The organism is Acetobacter senegalensis, assembly GCF_001580995.1.
GTDB lineage: Bacteria > Pseudomonadota > Alphaproteobacteria > Acetobacterales > Acetobacteraceae > Acetobacter > Acetobacter senegalensis.
This window is the reverse complement of sequence record NZ_LHZU01000117.1, coordinates 25,487-43,180: the sequence shown is the minus strand read 5'-3', so window position 1 is coordinate 43,180 and position 17,694 is coordinate 25,487. Positions and strand designations below refer to the sequence as shown.

The following is a 17,694-nucleotide window of genomic DNA, read 5'->3' as shown; positions in this document are numbered from 1 at the left end:
CCCCCCCCCCGCCGATGGCTGCTTGTACGGCGTGCCGCCCCCACTTATCGGCCTCATAGGCGGACATGCGGGTGATAGTGAACATCTTGCCCTTGTCCGCGCCCTCATGGGGGCACGTGACTGTTTTGCTTTTGAGCGCCATCAGATTGCAGCCGGGACAACCCGCTCCCAACGCACCTCAAAGGCCCTGGCCTCCAGAACACGGGCGGCGGACGGGATCTGCACGGCAGAGCGCAGGTATCCCCGCGTCAGGGTGTATTTCTTGCCGATCGCAGGAAGCTGGATCACCGCGCCAAGCCGGTAGATTGTGCGGGCCTGATCCTGCGCCGTGATGATGCTGTCAAACACGGCAGCTTCGTCGCTGCTGGCCTGTAGGCTGATGGTCTGGCTCACCGCATTGGCAACCCAACCCACGTTCAGATAGCCATCCACGGACATGGACTCTTCGGCCAGTTCCCGTGCCTCGGTTTCAAAGGCGCGATCTGTGGCAAAGTTTTTGAGCGTGAACGGTGCATTAAACAGGCCCGGCACCGTGATCGTATAGATCGCGTTGGCGGACGTAATCAGGAGATCGGACATGGTTACTGCACCTCAACGCTGCTCAGATTGATGGACTGCACGCTCTGGCCGTCGGAGTACCAGAACTGCGCGGGCGGCGTGGTGCGCTTGACCCGGTAGGAGGCCGGAGCGGTGGACACGTTGGGTTTGAGGTACCAGCCCTGCGCCTGAACCGTATCTGCCGCCGTGGTGTTGCCTGCCGCGTTATTGATCTGCTGTTTCTGGGAGGCTGTCAGCGTTACGCCAGACTGCACCGCACCAAAGCTGACTGCGGTGTTGATGGTGTCCTGCAAGGCCGCCTCAACCAGCGTGTCGCCCTCAGTGTTGTATGGGATTTGTCCGTTGTTCAGCAGCAGGTTGACCATATCAGTCGTGAAATTCGCGTTCATCCAGATCTGGTTGACGTAGCTGTCAGCCCACAGGAACGCGCCAGAGACCGCCCCGTTATCAAAAAACTGGAAGGTATCGCCCTTATTGGCATACGCACCGTAGAAGCTATAGCCGTTGGCCAGCAGCGTTGCTGCGGTCGTGCCATCCGTCACGCTCGGAATGACGTTGGCGTTCTGGATCATGTCCAGATTGCGCCTGCCGCCTGCTGTGCCGAACGGGAGAGAGGCCATCCATCCGAGTGCCAGAGCCGCAGCGTTCGGGTCTTTATAGACCGCCGTGATGCCGCTGAGCGTCGTGCCCTTGAGCCATACACCAAACGCGGTGGTGCTGCTGGCTGTGGTCGCCTCGGTATCCGTGTCCCACAGAACGCCGAAGATGGTGTTGTTCTGCGCCGACACCCATGTTGCGAATGCCTGCTTGTCTGCCAGAACAGGTTCAAACGCACACGTCACGCCATTCCACGAGGCGTTGGCCGCCAGCAGCTTGGCGAGTTCGGTTGCCATATCCCCGCCGGTTTCCGGGTACCCACCGATCAGGAGCCGCGCCGGGGTCTGGGTCGCGTTGGTGTAGCCGCTGAAATAGACCGCCGCCATGGCTGCTTCCGTTGAGGATGCGCCAAAGGCCGTGGCGACTGAGGCCGCGTCGTCATATTCTGTCACGGTGCCTTCTGCTACGACGCTGACGGTCTGGGTCAGGATCAGGCCCGTGAGGTTATTCAGGCCACCACCGGCAGACAGAACGCCGGGCGTGACCTTGACTTTTGTTGAAATGGGGATGCCAGCCACGGGCTACTCCTTTGGCGGATAGGTTGTATCGACCTCAAGCGTGTCGATGGTGAGTTTGGCGGCGAACTGCTGCGGAATGCGGGTGGTGATGTTGGCCTGCAAAATCAGGTCCACACTCCAGCAATCCTCGTAGTTCTTCTCGGCATTAATGAAGCCAAGCTGCCGGATATCGGATGTGTGCAGCGGGGCAATGGGCAGGCCGGACGCGGCCAGCGCATCCACCGCGCTCATATCGCGCCAGAGCATCAGAACAGACTGGATCAGGTTGCCAGAACCCTTCCCGAACGCGGATATCTGCATGGAGATTTGCGTCTGCTCGACCACCACGCGTTCCGTATCCGTGTAGGACCAGCCGTTGGTGGCGATGCGCTCCCGGCCAATGATGGTCATGAGCATGAACGGGTCAATGGGCGCAGCCGCGTCATTCTGCTGCCCTTGCCGGATTGTGATACTGAACGGCAGGATCGACAGTATCCAGGCCTTAACCGCCGCGTAAATTTCCTTCTCGGATGGCGTTACGAGCAGCCCGGGGGCGGTGACGTTTGGCGGGTCACTAACACTTTGCACCATTCAGCATCTCCCCATTCCTCAAGGGACTGGGTCACCTTCCAGTAGGAATTGTAAAACTTGATGTAATCGCCGCCGTATTGCAGGGGTCGGTTCAGCGCCTTGATGCCGCCACGGATATAGACCGCCCGCATGTCTGCCTGCTGGTTGAGGTTTTCGACCTGTTGCAAGTCCTGCCCGGTCAAGGCCTGCACCTCAATCCAGATGCGCGCCACGATGTATTTGGGAATGACCTCGCCAGACGGCGTGTCCTGAACCCCATCGCTGGCGTACAGATCAGCCGGAATGCACGGATTGACCGCGCCGGTCATGCGGCCTGCTATGCCGAAGAGGTTAAGACTCACCCGGGCCGTCCTTTACTTCATGCGTGACGGACTGGAACATACGTCCTGACCACACGAGCGGTTTGCCAGACGATGCGGTCGCTCCCTTTTTCAGGTCGTGAACGGCTTTTAAGAACTGTTCAGTCGTGTAGTCCCCCTTGGGGAACCGCCACTTCAGAAGGTTTGTTAAGGGCTTGTTCGGCTCAAACTCCCCCTCGGCGATCTCATCACGAATTTGGCTCTCAATAATCACGCCTACAGCAGAAAGCGCTATTTTAACGTCAAAGTCCGAATCCTTGAGCGCCGCCTCTAAAGCCTCACCCCATCGGTCGGAATGTTTGGCGACTGTATTGCGCATGAAAGGGCGTGGCCGGGAGGTGGGGGTTCCGAATTCCATCCACGAGGCGACCTGAGCAACAGGCGTGCCGTCTGGATACGTCGCATCCTCAAAGAAGCCTACATCCACATGGCCGCCCTTCTCCACCTTCTTGGAGAGGTCTGCCAGCGCCTTTCGGAGCTTGTCGCCCCCCTTGATCTTTACGGCCATGTCTGCCTCTGGATTCTGCGTGTGTGGACGTATCGCGCCGTGCGTAGCCATAGCGTGGCCTGCCAGAACGCAGCTCCGTATTGGGTTTGAAGGAACCACGCGGCAGACCCTGGCTGGCTGCCCATGTCCGTGCTGACTGAAACGGAACCCCGGCTTGCGCTGGCTACCCGGCCGACCATCCCCGCCCCGTTCCCGCCGCTGGATGCTGGCAGATTCAGATAGGCGATGTGGGCGACCAGCATGTAGAGATAAAGCGTGCGCTGCGCCACGTTACGCACAGGGCTACATTCCGTATTGTCGAGGTAGAGTTCCGCCTCGGCAAAATACAGTCCAGCCAAAGGCGCAGCCACCTGCTCAGCAAGGTCGGGGTAGCGGGCCGACCATGTTGCATAATCGAAAACCGCTACCGCCATTTTACTTACTGCCTGCTTTTGTCACGCCCGGTGCCGGTGCGTCCGGGTCAAGAGGCTCTGCCCCGGTTTTGATCCCCGCCTGCTCATTGGCCTGCGCCGTGGCCTTGGCGACCGTACTCTGGGCGAATACGAGGCCCTTTTTCACAAGGTCACTATCCTTGTGCTTCGCGTGCCAAGCGTCCCACAGATCAGACGGCACGGAGCTGAGTCCATATCCCCCGATCACGTTGGAAGAGTTCGCGCCGGAGAGAATTGCTTTGCTCTCCCCAACGCGTAGAACGACACCGTTCGGCAGTTTGCAGCCAACGGTTACAGGGTTCGATGCGGTACCGCTCATGGCTTAAATCCCCGTCATTGTTGCAACGCCAAACGGCAGGTAGATGATCGCGCCCCACGTGCCCTGAGAGAGTTTCTGTTCCCAGCCAGACGGCGCAGTGACGACGGAGTGGGTGCGCAGCTTTTCGGTGAAGGCGGCTTCAGCGACCTGCTGCCCCTCGATCTCCTTGGCGACAGCAATCATGGTCTGAACCGTCATGCCAGCGGCATCACCAAACTCTACAGCCTGGACAATGCTGATGTTGGCATACTGCTTTTTAAGCTGGTCGAGGGCGGACAGGCCGTACATGTTCGGACGGGTTATGATGCCCGCGCGGGTGGGCGACATGCCGAGGGTGATCTCGGAATCCGTATCGACATAACCGGCAGACTGCGCACGAAGCTGATTGATGATGGCAATGCAATCATCCGTCGCTTCTTCCGGCGTCGCCTTATCCCATGATGTACCACCGGCGGTTTTCACGCTGGCGACTTCTGCGGCAGGCAGGCGCGGGTCGTTCAGGTAGCCGTAATTCCGCAGCCCCTTCACGCCGCAAAAGTAGGTCTGGTTCTGGAACTTGTTCAGCTTCAGCGCGGCAGACTGGCGCAGCCTGGCAACCCACTGGATGCGGGCCGCCCCTGCCATTTCCACTTCCCGCTCACCCCAACGGGCAAAGACCTGATAGTGGTAGGACTGGCGGTCCGGGAAATTGGCGTTGAGGTCAACAATGCCGTTGTTGTTCCAGTCACCATAGCTGACCGTACGCCCCGTGCTTTCGATCATCGGGAAAATGGCCGTCGGCGTGATCCAGTCGCCCTTTTTTACTTCCCCTGCAATCTCCGCGCCGCGCATCGGGGAGAACACCACGTCGATCAACTTGGGATCAACGTAGGTCGCCATGAACGCCGGGATACCAGCGTTGGCCGTGGTGGAGAGAGTGGGCGCGGCGTCCATCGCCATGGCGTCAGACGCGAGAATGTCATTGGAGGGCAGAATGTGCGCGCCCTCGGGCATGACAAAGCCCCGCTGCTTCAGAAGCTCAAATTCGGTGTCATAAGCCATTAGCCACGGCTCCATGTGCTGATTGTGATCGTTTCGCCCGCGCTACCGCCGAGCGTGACGTAGAAGTTTGTTTCGACAGCGCCCGTGACGGTTGCTCCTGCGGCGCCGGTGGACAGTGTGCCGTCCGTGGTGGAGGCAAAGACTTTCTGCCCTGCTGTCGCTGCGGTCGTGGCCACGGCAAAGTAATCACCGGCGGTCTTGAGATCGACCATGTAGCCCTGCGGCATGACCATGGTGGCCTCGTCGTAAATGTCGGAGATCCATGCACTGCGGTCGTTGAACACCAAGCCGGTGGGTGCGCCTGCTGCGGTTGTGCTGCTGGTGCCGGTCACGTTCAACGTCAGACCTGACCCGCTCCCGTTTGTGGTTGTCGCAACGCCGGTTGCTGTTGGATCTGTGCTCTGTGCAGTGGCGCTCTGGATATTCACGCCAGTCACCACTCCGCCCGTGCCGATTGTGGACACCGTGGCTTTTCCGCCTGCAAACGCTGCGGTATCGCCCACAGCGTAGCCTGTGCCGCCTGCGTTAACAGCAAGCGCCGTAACTGTGTAGGTGATCGAACCGGCGGGTGGAGCATTCAGCACCGTCCCATCGCCCTGATCCCAACCGAAGGCGGCGATGGTGCAACCGCCCGTGCCTGCTACATACGCGCCTTCAGGGGGCACCGCGCTTGCGTCCGGGTTGTTGGAGGCAAATGTGCCAGGCACGCCGTAAGCGAGTTCCTGATTAACCTGATTCTGAAAAGGCATCTGATTACCCTGCAATCTTCACGGCCTTGAGGCCGGGGTGGTTGTCGAGGAAGGACGTGCCTGCCTTGCTGTCAGCCGCCAGAACCGGGCGCTTTTCGCGCTGGGCGTTGGCTGCATGCTGGCGGAACATTGCACCGTATGCGCTGGCCGGGATGCCGGAGAGGTCATAACCAAGCTGACGCAAGGCGAACCGATGCACGCCTTCCGCGCTGTCCATGGTCACAGTCCCCACGAAAGGCTCGACTTCGGCCTGCGCGGCGACAAGAGCGCGCATCGCGGCCATAGTTTCGGCCTTAGCCTCGGTTTTGGCCTTGCTGATCGCGGCATCCATCGCAGCTTTCGCCCCGGCAGATTCGCGCTCACGGTCGAGACGTTCTTTTTCGGCCCGCTCGGCATCGGCTTTGCGCGTTGCTTCTGCTTCACGCTGGCGGTCGGCGTCGGTCTGATCTTCGTCATTTGCACCGGCTGGCGTGCAGAGCGCACGGCAGGCCTCAATGTCCTCTTCGGACATACCCGCCTTGCGCATCTTCTCTGCCATCTCGGCAAAGTCATCATTGTCCTCAGTCGTTTCAGCGAGGGCGGCAATCACCTTGTCGATTTCGTCATCAGAGAGGCCAGCCTCTTTCAGCTTGCCACGGCGTTCGGCCACGTCAGCATCTGCGGTGACATTTTCAGCACCTTCGGTTGAGGTGTTTTCAAACAGGGCCAGCACCTGATCCATGATTTCGTCAGGCACGCGACCGGCCAGCAGATTGCGCAGCGTTTCGCATGCGCTGTCTTTGCCTATATCGTCGCAATCAAGCGCCTTCTTTGCCGCCTCAAGATCAGCGTCCTGAGCGAGAAAAGGCCGCAGCTTGGACAGCATTGCGCGCCGCGCGGCGCGGGGAATTTTGGTCATGTTGTATGGTTCCATGCTTGCGTCTGCGACCAGAACATCCGGCCCAGCGCGTCCACTCGGAACGACAGCGACGTGCGAGCCCACAATGTCGCGCATCACGCCGTCGTATTTCTCCCCCTCATATTCGCCGGGGGTCATGTCGGCCCTGTACCGGTAGGCGCTCGAAAGCTCGCGCTGCTCTCCGGTCTTGATCCGGTCGATGGCGTCACCGTCCCAGATCACAAGGCTGTTCATCAGGTAGGGCGCGTCAAACGTCGCCTCATTGCCGGTCGTGCCAACTACCAGATCACGGCGCGGGTTGGCCGCTGTGACGTGGTAATGCTCTTCCAGCACCGGCAGGCCGTTGAAGCTTGCCGCGGCCTTTTTCAACTCGTCAGGGTCACGGAGCATCTGATAGATGCGCTCCGGGTCCAGCCCAAGTTCACGGTTGCTCGGAATTTCCCTACCCATGTAGGGGCAGATATTGGCCTTACTGATGGGCGTTGCGGCCACACGCAGGCGTCCTTCAGCGTCCGTCGTGCGCACGCTGCCCATACGATCATACGCGAGTATGTCGGTCATTCGTCGTTGAACCCTTTGAGGATTATCCTGCTCGCACACCGGCAGTTCGGCTTTTGCCCGGGCCATATGCGCTCGTCGTCAATCAGCGCGCCCTCACGCACGTCAAAGAGCAGACGCTTGCGACCTGCCTCCACATGACTGTGCCGCGGGTTTCTCCCGCCCGCAGAATGCACCCACTCGGCCTCGAACAGGCCGGTGTCTATCTGGCGCTGCCGGTTGATGGCGCTGGTGACTTTGGCGTTCTGGTCGCGCGCAATGTTGGCCGCACGCCTGCGGGTGATGCCGAACCTCTGTTGCAGACCTTCCGTGAGTTGCCCCAGATCTCCACCATGAGCCACGGCCCGCATGACCATCTGGTTGACCTCTCCAAGATGCTGCTCACCGATGCTTTTGATCAGCAGGACGTTTTCATTCACGCACGCTTGCATTGCGGACTGCACGCCCTCGGTCGGCTTGAACGAAACCGTGAAGCCAGCCTTCTTTTTCAGTTCCGATTTGAATGTCCTGTCAACATTCCCCTGCGCCTGCTGCACAAATGCCGGGGCCAGATGCTGAGACAGCGTGTTGAATTTGAGCCGCCACTTTGCCGTCAGTTGCGTCATCAGTTTTTGCAGATCGGTCGCCGGGTTCGCGTCCTGCGTGATCTGGCTCTCTACGCGCCGGTAACGCGCGCGCAGCCAGTAGCGAAGGCTGGCTTCCATTTCGTCTATGAGCTTGTTCAGTTCACGCTCATAAAACGCCCCCACCCCGGCGCTTGGCCTGATAGGTTTTAGAGATTTGGGTTTGGAGGCCATTACACGCCGTCATTGTCTGTGTGCGCAGCCGGGTTCCCGAACAGGCTTACGCCGCCACTTTCGGGGTCGCGTCCTTCCTGCTCAGCCAGCGGCTCATACCCGCCACCCTCCAGATTAGCCCCGTCGAAGAGTCCGTCTTCATCCGAGCGCAGAGCCGTCCGCACCTCGTCATTGCTGGCCGCGCCGATCTCCACATAGACCGCCCGCGTATCCGCATTGGTCTTGGCAATGGCTGCTTTGGCCGCTTCATCCAACTGCCAGAGCGGGACAAAATTGAAGCTGATATCTGGATCTATCTCACCCCAGATATTCAGCATGCAGGCGTGCATGACTTTGGTCAGGTTGGCGCGGAAGAATGATTCCTGATAAGCCGCAACCCTGTCATACCAGACCCGGATTTCCCCCTCAGATGAGGCATTGAGACCGGACGGAGAGATGCCGGAGAACTTTACGAGCGGCTCCTGCGCTGCAACGCAGACCTGCTCCAACGCTTGGTTTTGCAGTTTATCCAACCCAGCCAGATTGGCGGAGAGGATCTGCAACTCTTCCTTGTCTTTGTCAGTCAGAAAAACCCCGCGATTGTCGCGGAATTTCATAAAGTTTTCGATGCGGCTGATCAGGCCGCCGATACCAGCCTGCTGATAAACCGCCTGCATCTCGGTTTTAAGATTGACGATGGAGCAGCCGTTAATCAGGTCTGATACAGACTGCCGGGTGCGGACCCAGTTATCAACATACGGCTTGGCAAGTTGCGTTAGCGCGATGCCGCCAAAATTGTATGTCGGGGCCAGAATGGGCGGCACTTCGCGCGACACAAAGCGCAGCAGGCGGTCTTTATGGACAGTAGCGCCCTGCACCCACCACTTTCGGGGCACGTAAAAGTCTGGCCGCAGCGGGTTGCTTGAGTTGTATTCGTTCGGGCTGGTCCAGATAGGCTCAATAGCCACAAGCGCCTTGAGCGATCCTTTCTGGAAAGTTTCTGGCGTCAGCAGCAGGGGATTGGCGAGCTTCTTATCAAGCTGGCCCAACCCCGTATCAAAGAAGAGTTGGCCGATCCCATAAAAGCCGTCGAATTCCGCCATCGTCTTGAAGTGGTCACGCACAGACAGGCGGACGAATTCAGCCTCAAGCTCGCTAATGCGGTCAGCCTTGGAAGATCCGCTTTTACCCCGGAACTCAATCCATTCCCGTGTAGCCTCATCCGCCAAGGTGCTTACAATGTGACGGTATTCGACGCGCTGCGCCATTTCAGCGAGGCGCGCATACCCTAGGAACGTGGTCCCGTCAGCAACAGCGTTATTGAGATACTGCGCAATGTCCGCCGGGTATGCACTGTCCATCGCCACAACAGCATCTTTTGGCACGACGCCAGGCAATGGTTTTACGGGGGAGAATACAGTCGTTGCACCAGACCGCACACGAGCCACCTCACGAGAGTCCGTGTCCGTCATCGTCATGACGCTGCGCTCTGGGCGCACCAATGCAGGCTCGATCCTCGCAGGCGGCGCGGGTCGATTGCGACGGAAGAACATTTTGCCTCTAAATTTTATTCAAGTCGTCCCGGCTCAGGATCATGGGATCACTGGCCCCGCACAGCGCCGAAAATGCCCCCGCAGCCGCGTCAACCTGATCGTCATGTGACCCAGCCGGGAACTGCCCCAACTCGTCGAGGAACGTCCTATTCCACGGAGCCCGCACAAGAGAGACGTTCCCTGCGTTGGCCTGAGACGAAAAAGGCGCAGCTCTTGTCGCCTTGTCACCGGTTTCACGCTCGGCACGCGCCCGGTAGCCTGCCAGCATGCGGATAAAGTACTCCGCCTGCGCCTTGCCTGCCTGTCCAGGGTCCTGCGGCAGCACAATCTCAACAGATGGCCCGTCAAGGGCTGCGGTATTTTTTATGGCCGCCTCGACCTCCTGTGGATCGCCCCGGAATCTCACAACATCCAGAATACAAAACCGCCCGTCTGGATAACGGGCCATCTTGACGCCGACCGTCCAGTCAGGATCGCGCGTGCCGATCTGTTTGGTTGCGGCTAGATCCCAACGGCGGACCTGTGTGCCGCCAGCCGGAGCAGCATCCACGACCGGGAACATCCCGGTTTTGAAAAGCGTGCCCTCACCCGGCGTTGGTTGCTGCTGGTAAAGCGAGGACCACTCGCGCGTACCAATGGATTTCTCGATAGCTTCAAGCTCGGGCAGATCGAACACATCCGGCCAAAGCGGCTCGCCAATTTCCCTGCCGAGCGCGTCATCCGCGCTGTCAGCAATGGCTGGAAGCGACAACACATCCCAGCTTTCGCCGGTCCCGTTCTGCATCTCATCAAGCAAGCGCCCAGCCAGATCGTCAGGATGCCAGCGCGTCAGCACCAGCACGATAGCGCCACCCGGCATCAAACGGGTACGCAGAACGGAACGGTACCAGTCCCAGACAGCGTTACGGACAGTGTCGCTCTCGGCCTCCTGCCGCCCCTTGATGGGGTCATCGATAAGCGCGACATGTGCGCCCTTGCCGGTAAGCGATCCGGAGACGCCAGCGGCGGTGTAAACGCCGCCCTTACTCGTGTGCCATTTGTCGCGAGCGGCACTATCGTCCGCCACGCCCACGCCAGGGAACAGGACCGCAAACTCACTGGATGCCACGATATTTCGGGCATGCCGCCCAAAGTCCTGCGCAAGGTCCGCGCTATAGGACGCCGTGATAACCTGCTTGTCAGGATTGCGACCCAAGAACCACGCCGGGAAGCGCTTGCTGGTAAGCTCAGATTTGCCGTGCCGTGGCGGCATAAACACCATCAGTCGCCTGATATCGCCGCGCTCTACGGCGTCCAGCTTATCGCACAGTATCCGGTGTTGTGGTCCGACTTTGTAACCCGGCATTGTGTATTGCGTGAAAGCAAGGCAGCCTGATCGGGCTGCTATACGGCGGGAAAGTTCAGTGCGTGCTCTGTTAGTCGCTTTCCCCGAGAAGGCCTTTGAGTTCTTCATCCGTCATGTCTTCAATCTTTTTGACGGTGCGAACCTCAGTCTTATCCACAAACATGCCCAAGTGACGGCCTATCTGCGTAAGAGACCCCACCTTATCCCAGAGTTTTATTTTGTGGACGTATTCAACCTCGCCATCACCTAGGTTCTTCGTGACAACTTCCACGGAAGAAAGTGCCGCTGCTGCATCTGCGTCCAAGGCGCTGAGCGGCCTAAGATTGCCATCCTCAGTGAAAAGGCTCCTGATATCGGAAAAGCCTATCTTGGCGAACTCTTGCAACACGCGGTCTTGCGTGATTTGCGTGCGCTTGGACCGGGAATTTTGCGCTTCAGAAATCGCGTTTTGGATTTCAACATTCTTCAACAATCTCTGGCCAATAGAATGAGCCGTTTTCTCACTGTATCCAGCCCGGACAGCGGCCTGCGTGGCATTGAGATCAACGAGATATTCCTCGACAAACCGGCGCTGTTTATCGTTCAGTCCGGCCATCCCTCAACCTCCACCCATCCTCAAAAGCCCTCATCTGGGCCTCGCGCTTAACTGCCTCGATAACCCGAGCCATTGCCACACCAGACACCCGCCCGACAACAACACCACCAGTCGCTGCCTTGGGCCAGCATCTTATGCGCACATCAGGCCGCAACCCAGCATCAGCACACTCAACCATTGAGAGAGGCACATCAGCGCGATGCCATGTTGTCTCAGTCGTCGCTATCACGCGACAGACATACGAAACACCATGTATCTCACCAAGGCACACCGCATCATGACGCCGGAAGCGAATGACGGAGCCAGTGAGCATCAATTGTCCAGAAAAAGAAAAAGCCGCTCAGTGGCGGCTCACAAACACACGTATTGCAACGATAATGTTTAACCTACCTGAAAAGGTACCGGGGTACAAGCCTCTTTTTCACGCCTGCGCTTCCGGTCAGCGTTATGATAGTATTCTGACAACTGCTCCAGCAATAGAGCACACTGAGCCGCTATCTTCTTACGGGCCAAATCCGTTGAGACGCGCGGGAACATGCATTCGCCAATCTTGCGGAATGACATCTTATCAACCAGCATTGCCCGCAACCGTGTCTCAGAGCAGACGCCGAGCGCTTTCCTCACATCATACAGATCACCGACCGCGTCAGCCCGCGTCATCAACCACGATAGATCATCATGCTTGATCTCGGTATTTGGCACGTGATTTTCGGAAAACTCCTTGTAGCCATTATACGCGAATTGCCAGACGCGAAACCATCGGTCAGCGGCATTGGCTGCATCTTGGGAAATATCACCCGCAGCCAACATAGCATCAACCACTGTCTGCTCTTTAGCAGGCTTCCCGGGTGATGATTTAAACACCGACTTAGCAGCCCTCTCCGGCGTAGGCCCATTATCCTGGGCGTAGCGAATTTCATGCCGTGGCTTTCTGACACATCTTACCACATCACTCTCCAAGCAGGCAGATTGCGGCGGCGAATACGAGCCACCCGAGTATGACGACTGCCGGGGGCGTTTTATCGCAGTGCACAGCCTGCCTCCACGCGCTTCATCTGCGCCATTAGGTTTTTGATTGCTCTGTTGTCGCTGGGCGTCGCTGATCCGAACAGGAAAGCGCCGCTGTCATGCTGCCACCTGACGTGCCCGCCGTTTGTCCGCGTGGCGCTCCAGCCTCTTCCCTTTACGGTAGCGAGTAGCTTCTTCGTGGCTGTCCGGGGTAGGGTCATTTGTCGAACGAGTTTACCGCATGGGCCAACGCGATCGGCATTGCGACGAATAATATCAGAAACCCCATCATAATGCCGAGGCCTTGCACAGAGATATACCCCACATCAGCCCAAGTGTGATGAATTTCAGCGCATGTTTGCATACGGGTATGGAATCACATCTCCCCCAAAAAGTACAGGGAAAACACTGGCTACATGTGTTTTTTTTGCAGCCAGTTTGCAACAACCCTTGATTTCTTACGGGGGCATGCGCAGGTGAGTTTTATCCTCTGCGCTCGGGGTAGCGCCCGTGTGAAATTCCGTCAGAATCAGGCCAGCACGGAAACCCTCGATTACAGAGCCATCATCAAATTTAATGGCAACAGGGAGCCCTCTGGAGGAATTTACGGAGTGTACGCAAATCCCCTCTTCATCAATATGACTTTTGAACGGCGCGTCTGAGTTGGGGCCAACTCTAACTTTGTCGCCCGGCAAAAGAATCGTATTTTCGGTTAAGGCGATTTCGTGAGCTTCCTTGGTCATTACAGAATCCTTTTTTCTTGATCGTGGAAGACTACCCTAAACCAATTCTAGGCCCCCTCCACCAGTCAGCCTCAAGCGCCAAAACCTCCTCATCCAGCAATCCCGGCTCGCTCTCGTGTAGCGGGACCGGGTGCGGCGTGACTGGCGGCCTGTGGGGCTCTGGCTCGGGCCATTCGTGCCAGTCTAGGGTGTCGTTATCTAAATTCAACATACACTGCTCCAATAACGACACAGGAGATGCCAAACCATGCTGCGGACGCAATCCAAGCTCCAACAGGAGAACCATCTGCCAACGCTGCTCCTACCGCACACACGAGCACCCCAATCCAACAAAGCAACCCAACCGCCCTCATTTCCCACCCTCCACAACTCGCAATTCACGCTTCCGAAAATGGCCACCCAGCCTCGGAATGGACATAGCCTCAACAAATGCTGTCGCGTCTTTCATTGCATCCACGGGGCTAAACGCCACACCGTTTGAGCGTGTGCCGTCCATCGTTTCAACGGCCCATAAGACGTGAGTTCGCCCCCTATTCTGCTGGATCCTGATCGTAATCATCGGAAAATCTTGAACTTTCGACATACCCCTAAAATCCCCTACGTTGCCCGCTGAGTGCGGTCTGATTCCCGTACACACGATTTACCGTGCAAGCACTTGTGCAGCACTGTGCGGGCTTCCTGTTGGCTCTTTCCCGTATGTAGCCATAACCTGCGCCTCCAACTGCGCAATGAGCGGCTCTAACCACACGCCCTGCGTCGGATCTGCCGCCAACTGCCTGCGGCACTCAGCCAGACGTTCTGACACGCTCGGTTGTGGCTCTACGGGGCGGCGCTGCTCTGGCTCTGCATCCGTGTGCCCCATCGACTTGCGCCATTCCGCCATCTGACGCGCTACGGCAGCCCGCTCCTCAGCGCTCACACCTTCCTCGCGCTTCCCTGCCCGTTCGCCCAGCTTCACGATGCGGCGGCATCCCTCGACGTTGCGGCGGATCTTGTCGGCGTAGGGCTGGAGGTGCGCGTAGAGTTCGGCTGGTGCGGGCCAGAATTTGCCTTGCGGGCCTTGGGTTACCCATGCCTTGCGGGTCTCCGGCGTCCAGACGCCTGCGGGGAAATCGCCACAAATCTCACAGATGGCGCTGATTTTTGCCGCGCTGTCTGCCGGGTCGGTTGGCGGGTTGACCGTCAGCGGGATCAGCTTTTTCGACCAGGCTGCAATGACGATTTCCGGCGCGGGAGCAATTGCTCCCGCCGTGGCTGCAATGGCCCGGGCCTCGTCAACACGGGACTGCGTCAGGTCTCGGGTTGTCATCGGGACCCCGCTCTGCATGGCTGACAAAACTGCGGCCAGATCTGCGGACGGCTCGGCGGGAATGGTCAGTAGCGCAACCGCGCCGCTCTGGTTTTTCGCAATGGTGGTCATGTCACACCCCCTCGATGTCGGGCACGTTGGCCCATGTTTCGGCTGCAAGCTGCTGGCGGGATTTCGGCTTCTGGACCGGTTCCCTCTGGATGCCGGTCGCCACGATAGTCCCGGTGCGCAGGGCATCCTGAACCGGCTTGTCGAACCATGCGGGCGGCTTTCCCCTGCCCCCGTATCGGGATTTTTCCCTGACTACGCCGAGGACCAGTTCCCGCGCCCCGTCGTAGCTGTAGCCGAGAGCCTTGGCGTCCATGAGCCACTGACGCACCCCGCCGGTCTGAACCATGCTGCGAGACGGATCAGTGCCAGCGGCAGCAATGACCTCCTCCCCAAGTTCCTGCCACCGGTCGGTAATCGGTTTTTCGATTTCGGTCGCGCGATTACAACCTACATCTCCTTTCCTTTCCCCTCCTCTCCCCTCCTCTCCTGTTGGAATTGGTTCCGAACTGGTGGGGAACTGGTTCGGAACCTGTTCTTCCGTAACTTCATTTTTTACGGAACCGGTTCCCTGTTCAATGTTGGATGTGGCGGAAAACTCCCGAATTTCATCCGGCATTGGATATTTCCGAGAAGGCTTTTTAGGAGACTGGAATTTTCCGAAATTTCGGATAGCCCCGTAATCGCTTCCAGCGCATGAGTAGCGCATTACGAGCCCGCGTTGGCACAGCTCCTCCAAAAGATCCTCAATTTGGACATCATCGGCACCAAGGATGCGGACTTTGATCTGACGCGGCTTCCATGCGAACGCACCGCCATCATCCGCCTCAGTCCAAAGCCCTATTATCAAAAGACGCGCGAATGCCGATAGATCCATGAAATCTTCATCAGTCCACAAGCCAGGATGAACGCTACGTATGCGAGCCATCAGTTCACCTCACCGAATAAAGAGGGGTAAGAGAGAGCGCCACATGCTTTCCCAGCTCAGTGAGGTGGAAATACACATGCCCATGGGCCCCCCAGCAAGGCTCAACCCCACTATGCATGAGACCTTTTCTGACTAAGTTTTGCATCTTTTCGTTAGAGGCAGATGTGTAGAAATAGTCACGGTATCCGGCCTTCCATGGCTCATATTCCTTCACTCCGAATGCATGCAGGAGGCAATGTATTTCTTTCTCGCTGAGATCATCGGCAATAGGGCTGCGCACAGGAAGCCGTTCATCTTTGTCCTTCCACCGCCGTGCGGTGATTTTTGTAATCAACCCACGCTCTCTATCTAGAGCGCGCCAGCACGCCATGCGCGCTTCACCGGCAGTATGGGCGAAGTAAAACTCTGCTTCATCCCAACCCTCAACGGTAACGCGCCATGCTTTCCTGACACGGGCTTCTGGCATTCTATGTTTTTCTTTGGTACAAGTGGCTTCAGCCATGTCTTGCTATCCTCAAGCACTGGTCAGAAGGCCGCCCGGTTCCCCCGAACCAGCGGCCTTCGCCATATTAGCAGGGTTGCGGAGCGTTGGGTACTCCGCAGGGGTGGGAATCTCCTGGAATAATGGAGATGTTTTGCAATCTCCTCCCCATTGCTGCGCCATAGCATCGGCAATGCCCTGATATGTCTGTGAACGCAGTTTCCCTCTATCAGCAGATGGGGGCATCTTGTGAATGCGCGCCTCACGCCCGGGCACGACATTGGTGGCGCGAAGAGGCGGCAGACCTATAAGCCATAGGCATGTGGCTTTGGTTTCGCCGTGCCCAAACATCCACGGCTGAATGATCTGGTCTGGCCTGCGCCACAAGGTGGACATGATGCAGACCGGGTTCTCGATTGCGATTTTCGGTATCCCGCACTTTGCCAGCTTAAGAAAAAATGAGGCAGATGCTTGCTGTCGGTCATCCATCCGCTTGGCGGCAAAATGCCGCGCCCCTGATACAGACAGATCCGTGCAAGGCGGATGGAAAATGGCCATATCCCATGGGTAGTCCAGAACGTCCCGCACATCGCCCTGGTAATGCGGGCCGGGGCGCTCTGTAGGCAGCAGGTCGCACGACATGGCATCATGCCCGCGCTCGATAAACGCATCACGGACAATGCCGCTGTATTCGCAGCCGATCAGGATTTTCATGCTGGAACCCCAGTATTCTCCAGCGCGCGAATACCAAACAGACCCAGCATAACGGCCTCTGCCCTGCCATCATCTTTCACGCGTGAGAAAATCCCCGCATTGGCAGGGAATAATTCGCATGCGCGCTGACGTGCGGCCCCTTTGTCGGCGGGGCAGCCCATTCCCTTCTTCCAGTCCTGCGGTCTGATTTTTGTCATGGGGATGCAGAGGGCTGAACAAACGCCCTCAATCACACCTAGACCGCGCCCAAAGGCAAACGCGCCCACGGCCCCCTCACCTGGCCTTACGGAAACATTCTCCACAAATAGATGGTCTGGCGCATGAGCCCGTAAATGTGCGGCAAGAAGTGCTGGGTTAATCACGCGCCGAGTGGTGCGCCCTACCTTCACATAATCAATCGGCATATCCAGAACCTCAATGATCTGATGCCGCCAGTTGAGGAATGCGATTGCACCGCCAGCGCCTGGGTCGATTGCTGCTATGATCTTCATCGCGTCACATCCCCAGCGCGCGGCGGTAAACGTCAAGCAGGGTTTCCTGCTCCTCCAGTTCGCCCGGTTCCTGCTTTCGCATACGGATGATCTGGCGGATGACTTTCACGTCAAAGCCCGCAGATTTGGCCTCTGTGAAGATGTCTTTGATATCGCCAGCCAGCCCTTTTCTCTCCTCTTCCAATCGCTCAACGCGCTCAATAATCGACCGCAGCCGATCAGCCGCAATTCCACCTACAGCCGCATCATCGCCGCTGGAGAATTCGTTGTGTGTGCTGGGAAATTCGCTCATCGGTTCATTCCTTTCCGTGCTGGCACGCACATGGGCCGCACGATGTATCCAAGGGCGTTGATAATGCTTTCTGGGATGTCGCGTTTTTGCGACAGCACTTCGGAAACTATCGAGCGCGGGATTCCTGTTTTGCGCGCCCACGCGCTTTGGCTTCCTGCTAAATCGACAGCATCAGCCAATCGATTGCGAATTTCCTCAACCGGAAACGGGGTCATTCGCCACACTCCCGCGCCAAAGCATCAGCC

Annotated in this window: 23 protein-coding genes; all 23 read right to left on the bottom strand. The window is 58.0% G+C overall.

What is annotated here, in order from left to right; all coding sequences use genetic code 11:
- Positions 1-141 precede the first annotated feature (141 nt).
- Complete coding sequence (locus AD948_RS05950; RefSeq protein ID WP_061471110.1) at positions 142-579, bottom strand: phage tail fiber protein; 438 nt, start codon at positions 577-579, stop codon at positions 142-144.
- Positions 580-581: 2 nt separating this feature from the next.
- Positions 582-1,733, bottom strand: coding sequence for a DUF3383 family protein (locus tag AD948_RS05945; RefSeq protein ID WP_061471109.1), 1,152 nt, complete (start codon positions 1,731-1,733; stop codon positions 582-584).
- A 3-nt stretch (positions 1,734-1,736) separates the two neighbouring features.
- The gene (locus AD948_RS05940; protein WP_061471108.1) at positions 1,737-2,303 is read right to left on the bottom strand and encodes a phage neck terminator protein; all 567 of its coding nucleotides are present in this window, start codon (positions 2,301-2,303) and stop codon (positions 1,737-1,739) included.
- Positions 2,249-2,644, bottom strand: coding sequence for a hypothetical protein (locus tag AD948_RS05935; protein WP_156478956.1), 396 nt, complete (start codon positions 2,642-2,644; stop codon positions 2,249-2,251). The genes AD948_RS05940 and AD948_RS05935 overlap by 55 nt, the downstream gene beginning before the upstream one ends.
- Positions 2,634-3,170: a hypothetical protein gene (locus AD948_RS05930; RefSeq protein ID WP_061471106.1), complete on the bottom strand. Its 537-nt coding sequence runs from the start codon at positions 3,168-3,170 to the stop codon at positions 2,634-2,636. Before AD948_RS05930 ends, AD948_RS05935 begins: the two co-directional genes overlap by 11 nt.
- The gene (locus AD948_RS05925; protein WP_061471105.1) at positions 3,161-3,583 is read right to left on the bottom strand and encodes a DUF4054 domain-containing protein; all 423 of its coding nucleotides are present in this window, start codon (positions 3,581-3,583) and stop codon (positions 3,161-3,163) included. The genes AD948_RS05930 and AD948_RS05925 overlap by 10 nt, the downstream gene beginning before the upstream one ends.
- A gap of 1 nt (position 3,584) precedes the next feature.
- Positions 3,585-3,920 carry a hypothetical protein gene (locus tag AD948_RS05920; RefSeq protein WP_058987820.1) on the bottom strand — a complete coding sequence of 112 codons (336 nt, stop codon included), beginning with the start codon at positions 3,918-3,920 and terminating at the stop codon, positions 3,585-3,587.
- 3 nt (positions 3,921-3,923) lie between these two features.
- A complete protein-coding gene (locus AD948_RS05915; RefSeq protein WP_082782324.1) occupies positions 3,924-4,961 on the bottom strand; it encodes a major capsid family protein in 1,038 nt (345 codons plus the stop codon).
- Positions 4,961-5,710 (bottom strand): structural cement protein Gp24, encoded by a 750-nt coding sequence (locus AD948_RS05910; RefSeq protein WP_061471103.1) that lies wholly within the window; start codon positions 5,708-5,710, stop codon positions 4,961-4,963. Before AD948_RS05910 ends, AD948_RS05915 begins: the two co-directional genes overlap by 1 nt.
- Before the next feature lie 4 nt (positions 5,711-5,714).
- On the bottom strand, positions 5,715-7,169 hold the full coding sequence (locus tag AD948_RS05905) for a DUF2213 domain-containing protein (protein WP_061471102.1): 1,455 nt from the start codon (positions 7,167-7,169) through the stop codon (positions 5,715-5,717).
- Positions 7,166-7,963: a phage head morphogenesis protein gene (locus AD948_RS05900; RefSeq protein ID WP_061471101.1), complete on the bottom strand. Its 798-nt coding sequence runs from the start codon at positions 7,961-7,963 to the stop codon at positions 7,166-7,168. The genes AD948_RS05905 and AD948_RS05900 overlap by 4 nt, the downstream gene beginning before the upstream one ends.
- Positions 7,963-9,420 carry a DUF1073 domain-containing protein gene (locus AD948_RS05895; RefSeq protein ID WP_248845935.1) on the bottom strand — a complete coding sequence of 486 codons (1,458 nt, stop codon included), beginning with the start codon at positions 9,418-9,420 and terminating at the stop codon, positions 7,963-7,965. Before AD948_RS05895 ends, AD948_RS05900 begins: the two co-directional genes overlap by 1 nt.
- 82 nt (positions 9,421-9,502) lie before the next feature.
- Positions 9,503-10,948 carry a phage terminase large subunit gene (gene terL, locus AD948_RS05890; RefSeq protein ID WP_061471100.1) on the bottom strand — a complete coding sequence of 482 codons (1,446 nt, stop codon included), beginning with the start codon at positions 10,946-10,948 and terminating at the stop codon, positions 9,503-9,505.
- Positions 10,911-11,435 carry a terminase small subunit gene (locus AD948_RS05885; RefSeq protein WP_082782321.1) on the bottom strand — a complete coding sequence of 175 codons (525 nt, stop codon included), beginning with the start codon at positions 11,433-11,435 and terminating at the stop codon, positions 10,911-10,913. The genes terL and AD948_RS05885 overlap by 38 nt, the downstream gene beginning before the upstream one ends.
- A gap of 381 nt (positions 11,436-11,816) precedes the next feature.
- Positions 11,817-12,257, bottom strand: coding sequence for a hypothetical protein (locus AD948_RS05880; RefSeq protein ID WP_156478954.1), 441 nt, complete (start codon positions 12,255-12,257; stop codon positions 11,817-11,819).
- Between the two features lie 644 nt (positions 12,258-12,901).
- The gene (locus tag AD948_RS05875) at positions 12,902-13,186 is read right to left on the bottom strand and encodes a hypothetical protein (protein ID WP_061471098.1); all 285 of its coding nucleotides are present in this window, start codon (positions 13,184-13,186) and stop codon (positions 12,902-12,904) included.
- A 640-nt stretch (positions 13,187-13,826) separates the two neighbouring features.
- The gene (locus AD948_RS05860) at positions 13,827-14,606 is read right to left on the bottom strand and encodes a hypothetical protein (protein WP_061471095.1); all 780 of its coding nucleotides are present in this window, start codon (positions 14,604-14,606) and stop codon (positions 13,827-13,829) included.
- A gap of 1 nt (position 14,607) precedes the next feature.
- Positions 14,608-15,162 (bottom strand): hypothetical protein, encoded by a 555-nt coding sequence (locus AD948_RS05855; RefSeq protein ID WP_156478953.1) that lies wholly within the window; start codon positions 15,160-15,162, stop codon positions 14,608-14,610.
- Positions 15,163-15,475: 313 nt separating this feature from the next.
- Positions 15,476-15,973 (bottom strand): hypothetical protein, encoded by a 498-nt coding sequence (locus tag AD948_RS05850; RefSeq protein WP_061471093.1) that lies wholly within the window; start codon positions 15,971-15,973, stop codon positions 15,476-15,478.
- 12 nt (positions 15,974-15,985) lie between these two features.
- On the bottom strand, positions 15,986-16,666 hold the full coding sequence (locus AD948_RS05845) for a hypothetical protein (protein ID WP_211264440.1): 681 nt from the start codon (positions 16,664-16,666) through the stop codon (positions 15,986-15,988).
- Positions 16,663-17,193 (bottom strand): RuvC family protein, encoded by a 531-nt coding sequence (locus AD948_RS05840; protein WP_237938707.1) that lies wholly within the window; start codon positions 17,191-17,193, stop codon positions 16,663-16,665. The genes AD948_RS05845 and AD948_RS05840 overlap by 4 nt, the downstream gene beginning before the upstream one ends.
- Positions 17,162-17,449: a DUF2312 domain-containing protein gene (locus tag AD948_RS05835; RefSeq protein WP_058987804.1), complete on the bottom strand. Its 288-nt coding sequence runs from the start codon at positions 17,447-17,449 to the stop codon at positions 17,162-17,164. The genes AD948_RS05840 and AD948_RS05835 overlap by 32 nt, the downstream gene beginning before the upstream one ends.
- Positions 17,446-17,664: a hypothetical protein gene (locus AD948_RS17605; RefSeq protein WP_248845934.1), complete on the bottom strand. Its 219-nt coding sequence runs from the start codon at positions 17,662-17,664 to the stop codon at positions 17,446-17,448. The genes AD948_RS05835 and AD948_RS17605 overlap by 4 nt, the downstream gene beginning before the upstream one ends.
- Positions 17,665-17,694 lie beyond the last annotated feature (30 nt).

Coding starts and splice junctions, on each gene's coding strand:
- AD948_RS05950 (WP_061471110.1), bottom strand. CDS start 579: ATGTCCGATCTCCTGATTACGTCCGCCAACGCGATCTATACGATCACG.
- AD948_RS05940 (WP_061471108.1), bottom strand. CDS start 2,303: ATGGTGCAAAGTGTTAGTGACCCGCCAAACGTCACCGCCCCCGGGCTG.
- AD948_RS05930 (WP_061471106.1), bottom strand. CDS start 3,170: ATGGCCGTAAAGATCAAGGGGGGCGACAAGCTCCGAAAGGCGCTGGCA.
- AD948_RS05925 (WP_061471105.1), bottom strand. CDS start 3,583: ATGGCGGTAGCGGTTTTCGATTATGCAACATGGTCGGCCCGCTACCCC.
- AD948_RS05920 (WP_058987820.1), bottom strand. CDS start 3,920: ATGAGCGGTACCGCATCGAACCCTGTAACCGTTGGCTGCAAACTGCCG.
- AD948_RS05915 (WP_082782324.1), bottom strand. CDS start 4,961: ATGGCTTATGACACCGAATTTGAGCTTCTGAAGCAGCGGGGCTTTGTC.
- AD948_RS05910 (WP_061471103.1), bottom strand. CDS start 5,710: ATGCCTTTTCAGAATCAGGTTAATCAGGAACTCGCTTACGGCGTGCCT.
- AD948_RS05905 (WP_061471102.1), bottom strand. CDS start 7,169: ATGACCGACATACTCGCGTATGATCGTATGGGCAGCGTGCGCACGACG.
- AD948_RS05900 (WP_061471101.1), bottom strand. CDS start 7,963: ATGGCCTCCAAACCCAAATCTCTAAAACCTATCAGGCCAAGCGCCGGG.
- AD948_RS05895 (WP_248845935.1), bottom strand. CDS start 9,420: ATGACGATGACGGACACGGACTCTCGTGAGGTGGCTCGTGTGCGGTCT.
- terL (WP_061471100.1), bottom strand. CDS start 10,948: ATGAAGAACTCAAAGGCCTTCTCGGGGAAAGCGACTAACAGAGCACGC.
- AD948_RS05885 (WP_082782321.1), bottom strand. CDS start 11,435: ATGGCCGGACTGAACGATAAACAGCGCCGGTTTGTCGAGGAATATCTC.
- AD948_RS05875 (WP_061471098.1), bottom strand. CDS start 13,186: ATGACCAAGGAAGCTCACGAAATCGCCTTAACCGAAAATACGATTCTT.
- AD948_RS05860 (WP_061471095.1), bottom strand. CDS start 14,606: ATGACCACCATTGCGAAAAACCAGAGCGGCGCGGTTGCGCTACTGACC.
- AD948_RS05855 (WP_156478953.1), bottom strand. CDS start 15,162: ATGCCGGATGAAATTCGGGAGTTTTCCGCCACATCCAACATTGAACAG.
- AD948_RS05850 (WP_061471093.1), bottom strand. CDS start 15,973: ATGGCTGAAGCCACTTGTACCAAAGAAAAACATAGAATGCCAGAAGCC.
- AD948_RS05845 (WP_211264440.1), bottom strand. CDS start 16,666: ATGAAAATCCTGATCGGCTGCGAATACAGCGGCATTGTCCGTGATGCG.
- AD948_RS05835 (WP_058987804.1), bottom strand. CDS start 17,449: ATGAGCGAATTTCCCAGCACACACAACGAATTCTCCAGCGGCGATGAT.
- AD948_RS17605 (WP_248845934.1), bottom strand. CDS start 17,664: ATGACCCCGTTTCCGGTTGAGGAAATTCGCAATCGATTGGCTGATGCT.